Source organism: Streptococcus sp. A12, assembly GCF_905372335.1.
Classification (GTDB): domain Bacteria; phylum Bacillota; class Bacilli; order Lactobacillales; family Streptococcaceae; genus Streptococcus.
On record NZ_CAJPOU010000070.1, the window covers coordinates 1 to 6,045 of the forward strand.

Annotated in this window: 4 protein-coding genes and 1 pseudogene; 2 read left to right on the plus strand and 3 right to left on the minus strand. The window is 44.2% G+C overall.

What is annotated here, in order from left to right:
* The 3 genes and pseudogenes from QZ158_RS07460 to QZ158_RS07470 form a co-directional block, all read right to left on the minus strand.
* A pseudogene (locus QZ158_RS07460) lies at positions 1-845 on the minus strand (5-methyltetrahydropteroyltriglutamate--homocysteine S-methyltransferase); the annotation flags it as partial.
* A 267-nt stretch (positions 846-1,112) separates the two neighbouring features.
* Entirely contained in the window at positions 1,113-2,726 is a 1,614-nt protein-coding gene (locus tag QZ158_RS07465; protein ID WP_293887249.1) for an alpha-glucosidase, read from the minus strand.
* A gap of 114 nt (positions 2,727-2,840) precedes the next feature.
* Positions 2,841-3,881 (minus strand): acyltransferase, encoded by a 1,041-nt coding sequence (locus tag QZ158_RS07470; RefSeq protein WP_293887251.1) that lies wholly within the window; start codon positions 3,879-3,881, stop codon positions 2,841-2,843.
* A gap of 120 nt (positions 3,882-4,001) precedes the next feature.
* Here QZ158_RS07470 and pabB point away from each other — a divergent pair, with 120 nt between their 5' ends.
* Both pabB and QZ158_RS07480 read left to right on the plus strand, forming a co-directional pair.
* Complete coding sequence (gene pabB, locus QZ158_RS07475; protein ID WP_293887253.1) at positions 4,002-5,729, plus strand: aminodeoxychorismate synthase component I; 1,728 nt, start codon at positions 4,002-4,004, stop codon at positions 5,727-5,729.
* Positions 5,729-6,045: alpha/beta hydrolase (locus tag QZ158_RS07480; protein ID WP_293887255.1), on the plus strand; the 317-nt coding region annotated here is incomplete at its 3' end. The genes pabB and QZ158_RS07480, both read left to right, overlap by 1 nt.

The following is a 6,045-nucleotide window of genomic DNA, read 5'->3' on the forward strand; positions in this document are numbered from 1 at the left end:
TCAGCTGGGAAGCCACCTTTAACGAGTTCAAGAGTTTTCTTCCCTTCCACAAAGTCCAAACCAATCGCATCTACTGGCAAGTTCACAAGGTCATTGTAGACATCACGAACATCACCAAAGTAAGTTTGGATCAAGACTTCAAGACCTTTCTTGTCAGCCAAGAGTTTGTTGTAGAGGTTCAAGAAGAGAGCTTTTTCTTCAGCTGACAAATCTTTAACAAGAGCAGCTTCGTCCAATTGAATACGAGTTGCACCAAGCTCTGCCAATTTAGCAAAAACATCTTGGTAAGCAGCTACTAAGCTATCCACGAAGTCTTCAGCTTTCACGCCTTCTTCGAAGTCTGATAATTGAAGGAAAGTGAATGGCCCAACCACAACCGGACGAGTGTCAAGACCCAATTCTTTGGCTTCTTGGTACTCATCAAAAATCTTGTGACCAGCCAATTTGACTTCTGTTGTTTTTTCAAATTTTGGAACGATGTAGTGGTAGTTGGTGTTGAACCATTTCTTCATTGGAAGAGCACGCACATCCCCTTTTTCACCTTGGTAACCACGCGCCAAAGCAAAGTAGCGTTCAAAGTCAGACAAGTCCAAGTTTTGAACCGATGCAGGAACCACGTTGAAGAGGAAAGCGGCATCTAGGAAGTTGTCATAATGTGAAAAGTCATTTGATGGGATTTCAGTAATGCCTTTTTCTTTGACAATGTTCCAGTGTTTGGCACGCAATTCTTTTGCAGCATCCAACAAATCTTCAGCTGTAATTTCGTTTCTAAAATATTTCTCAGTTGTAAATTTTAGTTCGCGGAATTCACCCAAACGAGGGAATCCGATAATTGTAGTTGACATGTTTTGTCCTCCAAAAATTCAAGTTGAGTCTATCTTATCAGAAGAAGCCCCTTCTGTATAATTGCTTTTCAATGGTTTACGATATAGCCAGAAGCTATAACCTTATAGATCAAGGGTTTTCGTCGCTTGCCATTGACCAGAACTAATAGTTCTTATAAAAAATAACTATAAGGTTTCTACTAGACAGACCGAGGCCCCTCCCATTGGACAGTCCTCGTCTCCGCTAGAACAAAAAAAGAAGCTATCTGCTTCTTTTTTTGTAGGAACTTATGCTCTAGTCAATTGCACACAAAAAGCATCCCAAGGTTCCAATACTTTTGTCTGTTTGACCTGCTCTACATTGGTATTGCTAATGAGGACCTCCTGATAGTCTTCCTCCAGTTCAAAGCTCTGGACTTGACTAGACAAATTGACCACAATCAAGTAGCGTTGCTCCCCATCTACTCGTTTGTAGGCAAAGACTTGATCAGTTGTATCCACTAGCTCAAAATCTGCAGAAATCAACCAGTCTTGCTCCTTACGGAGGGCAACCAATTGTTGGTAGATATAGAAAATGGATGAAGGATCAGCCAAAGCCGCTTCCACATTGATTTCCTGATAGTTTGGATTAACAGCTAGCCAAGGTTGACCGGTTGTAAAACCAGCCTGTGGCTGCTTGGACCACTGCATCGGAGTCCGAGCATTGTCCCGGCCAATATGTCGGATCTGGTCCATAATGGTATCTAGCTCCACTCCCTTTTCGAGGCTTTCCTTGGCGTAGTTAATAGACTCAATATCTTCGATTTCGTCTAGGCTCTTAAAAGGATAGTTGGTCATTCCAATTTCTTCCCCCTGGTAGATATAAGGTGTCCCTCTCATCAAATGAAGAAGAATGGCTAGGGCCTTAGCGGACTTCACCCGATAGACTTGGTCATCTCCCCAGGCAAAAACAATCCGAGGGAGGTCATGGTTGTTCCAAAAGAGAGAGTTCCAGCCTTCGTCCATGCCCAGCTCCGTCTGCCACTTGTTAAAGATTTCTTTCAACTTAGGAACATTGAGCTTCTTCGCATAGTGCCATTTGGGTTGCCCCTCTTGGAAGAGAAGCCCGATGTGTTCAAATTGAAAGACCATTGACAATTCTTCATTATCAGGACCAGAGTATTGCTTGGCAATCTCAGGTGTCGCTCCCCAGGTCTCCCCGACCGTTAACAAATCCTTATCCCCGAATGTCGCTCGATTCATTTCTTTCAGATAAGGGTGGAGCATGGGACCATTGGCTACGATCTTCTGATCAGGAATTTTCCCAATCATGTCGATGACATCCATCCGAAAACCACCGATCCCCTTGTCTATCCAAAAGTTCATCATGTCATAAATCTTCTGCCGAAGGGTCTCATTTTCCCAATTCAGGTCCGGTTGCTTCTTACTAAAGAAGTGCAAATAATATTGCTGGGAAGCCGGATCAAATTCCCAAGCTGAACCACTGAAGGTAGAGACAAGATCATTGGGTTGGTCCCTCCAAATATAGTAGTCCCGCTCTGGACTGTTTGGATTTTCCTTGGCTTCGATAAACCAAGCATGCTCATCAGATGTATGGTTGACCACCAAATCCATGATCGTTTTAATACCGCGCTTTTGCCCCTCCGCAATCAATGTTTCCATATCTTCCATGGTGCCAAAGATGGAAGCAATAGCCTCATAATCAGATATATCGTAGCCATTATCATCCATAGGGCTTTGGTAGACAGGAGACAGCCAAATAGCCGTAATGCCTAACTTCTCCAAATAATCCAGTTTACTGATGATCCCCTTGAGGTCACCGATTCCATCTCCATTGCTATCTAAAAAACTCTTGGGATAGATTTGATAAATCACAGCATCATGCCACCATTTTTTCTTCATGCGCTTCTCCTTTTTGACTTTACTTGTAATCCCTTACATCATAACCAAACTTGAAAAGAATTGCAACTCTTAGTGGATCTATCCTTCTCCCTTAAAATAGAAAAGAAAGTCTCTTTAGAGACTTTCTTTTTCAAGACTTCTGTTTTTCTTTTCTTTTTGCCAATTGTGATAAGAGAGCATGGCCAATCCAAAGAGATGACTGCCAAACAAAGCCGTTACAAAAATCAGCTTGCCCCTATCTGGATAAGTGAGTGGGAGAGTTCTAAAGCCATAGCGCGCCAACTCGATAAAGATCGGATGCGAAAAGTAAAGGGCTATACTCATCTGCTTTAAATACTGTAAATCATAGCTTTTCAAAAAAGACGATCGTAGGCAGGCATTGACAAAATAAACGGTCACAACAGGAAGGAGAAAGAAAAAGTTCTTATCGATTCCTTCATGTTGGAAAATGATGATACCTTCTAGGCAGAGCAAACCAAAGGCAAGAGCTAGCTTTTGCCAACGGTGAATGCTAAAAGTTTGTGCATGAAAATGATCATACAGATAGTATCCCATATAGATAAAAATGGGCGTGTAAAAGAGACCATTTCGCGCTGTAAAAAATAAATTGCTGTAGAGCTGGTAACCCTTGAGAAGACTTGTAGTGTCCAGATAAGCTGAATAGGTCTCGATCAAACCCCAGCAGTATAGAAGAAAGGTGATCACCCCCGTCCAAACCATACCTAGGCGTTTGACCAATTGATTGACCAAAAACAAGCCCAGCAAAAAGGCTGGGATATACCAGAGTTGGTAGCACATTCCCAGATAGAGAAGAGCAATCAGAACGCCTGCTGGAAAGAGATAGACAGGGAGATGGAGACTAGAAAAAAAGACCCAGGCATAGGGAAGATAGACACAACTCCAAAATAAATAGGTTTTTACGATTTTGACCAGATAGGCCTTCATTTTCCTTGCATCTCTTAGTGATGGCTTGAGGAAAAAGCTGGCACAGACGATAAAAAATGGCACCGCTAGCCGTCCAAGGATACTCTTGAGGCCAAAATGCACTGGCTCATAGGAAGTTAAGCGACCACTATGCACCAAAATCACTGCAATCGCAAAGAGGTATTGAAAAAGACTAATACTGGAAGTGTTATAGAGGGAATTCTTTTTCATGATCCTACTCCTTCGCCAAATGCAGATTCTATGGTTATTTTAGCATGAAAGAGAGGACCAAGCAAGGAATCCTTGCCTCCTTATCTACCTTTTTTCCTCTATTTTTGATATACTCAAAGCATGCATAAACAAACGATTATTGATTTTAAAGAGCTTGGATTGCGATACCTTTTCACCAAGCCACTAAAGGAATTAAAAACAAGAGACCTCGACCAAGTAGAGACTCTTCTGAGAGAGGTAGAAGCCTATCAGGAGGCTGGTTATTATGCCGTAGGCTATGTCAGCTATGAAGCCGCTCCTGCTTTTGAGAAAAAATTAGCCGTCCACCCAGCACCTCTCATGGGAGAATACCTCCTTTATTTCACCATCCACGAGAAAGTAGAAACCCTTCCTTTCCCAGAGGACTACGAGGCATTGGATCTTCCAGCCAATTGGCAGGAAGAGGTAGAGGCGCCTGCTTATCGAAAAGCTATCGAGACCATCCAGCACCACATCCGTCAAGGGGATACCTATCAGGTCAACTACACCGTCCAGCTTTCTCAAGAGCTAGAGGCTGATCCTTTGGCCATCTACAATCGCTTGGTGGTGGAGCAAAAGGCCCATTACAATGCCTTCATCCAGCACAATGATGTGTCCATCCTCTCTATTAGTCCTGAGCTCTTTTTTGAACAAGATGACAGGCTACTAATCACCCGCCCTATGAAAGGGACGACTCGTCGTGGTCTCACCAACCAAGCCGACCTCAAGGAAGCCACTTGGCTAGAAGCCGATCCCAAAAATCGAGCAGAAAACATGATGATTGTCGATCTCCTCCGCAATGACATGAACCGGATTTCGGAAATTGGAAGTGAGCAGGTGGCCCATCTCTGCCAGGTTGAGCAATACTCTACTGTTTGGCAGATGACCTCAACCATTGAAAGTCGCTTACGTCCCGAAGTCGACCTAGTCCAAACCTTCCAGGCCCTCTTTCCTTGCGGTTCCATCACAGGGGCACCGAAGATTTCCACTATGGAAATTATTCAACAGACAGAGGTTGCTCCTCGTGGCGTCTACTGTGGAACGATTGGTATTCTTCTTCCAAAAGGCAAACGAATTTTTAATGTGGCCATTCGAACCCTTCAAATGCTGGGTAATCAATCCATCTATGGCGTAGGTGGAGGCATCACTTGGGACAGCAAATGGGAAAGTGAATACCAGGAGACCAAGCAAAAGTCTGCTGTCCTCTACCGACAAGAGCCTCGTTTTGACCTCTTGACAACTGGTCGTATCCACCAAGGAGAGTTGACCTTCCTGGAGCAACACCTGACCCGTTTGAGAGAGGCCAGTCGCTACTTTGCCTATCCTTATGATGAAGCAAAACTCCTGAAAAAACTTCAAGAAGAGCTTGCCCATTTGGATCCTAGCCTTGACTATCGTTGCCGCATTGCCTTGCAAAAAAACGGGTCCTTCCAGCTGGCTATCGCCGAGCTGAAGGACTTGCCAGCTAGCTATCTGCAAGCTCAACTAAGAAAACAAACTGCTCCATTAGACCGACCTTTTACCTATTTCAAAACGAGTCAGAGAGACCATCTCAGCCAGTCAGAACAGGAGCAGATCTACTATTTAGAAGACGGGACCTTGCTAGAGACGACCATCGGAAATCTCATCCTTGAGATTGACGGCAATCTCTATACCCCTCCAGCTCACCTCCCTATCCTCGACGGGATTTACCGCCGCTATCTCTTAGAAACTGGACAAGTAGAGGAAAAACTGTTAACGCTGAAGGATTTAGAAGTCGCTGACCAAGTCTATGCCTGCAATGCCCTGCGTGGCCTATATGCACTCAATCTTCAAAGAAAGGACTCATAATGAAACTTATTTTTTTACATGGCCTAGGCCAGGATGCTCACTCTTGGCAAGGGGTCCAAGATGCACTTTCCCCCTTGCAATCTGAATCTTTCGCTATTTTCTCCCACCCAAGCGAAAGCTACCAAGAGTCCAAAGAAAGATTGATGGAGTACCTCCAGCAGGAAAGCGAACCCTTTATTCTGGTTGGACTCTCACTGGGAGGTGTTCTCGCTCTTGATCTCTCCAGTCAAGACTTGCCACAACTCAAGGGCTTGGTGCTTTCAGGGACGCAATACAAACTCAACACCAATCTCCTCTATAGGCTCCAAATTCTCCT

Bases quoted from the DNA above. Each gene is read 5' to 3' on its own strand.
- QZ158_RS07470 (WP_293887251.1), bottom strand. From the start codon at position 3,881: ATGAAAAAGAATTCCCTCTATAACACTTCCAGTATTAGTCTTTTTCAA.
- pabB (WP_293887253.1), top strand. From the start codon at position 4,002: ATGCATAAACAAACGATTATTGATTTTAAAGAGCTTGGATTGCGATAC.
- QZ158_RS07465 (WP_293887249.1), bottom strand. From the start codon at position 2,726: ATGAAGAAAAAATGGTGGCATGATGCTGTGATTTATCAAATCTATCCC.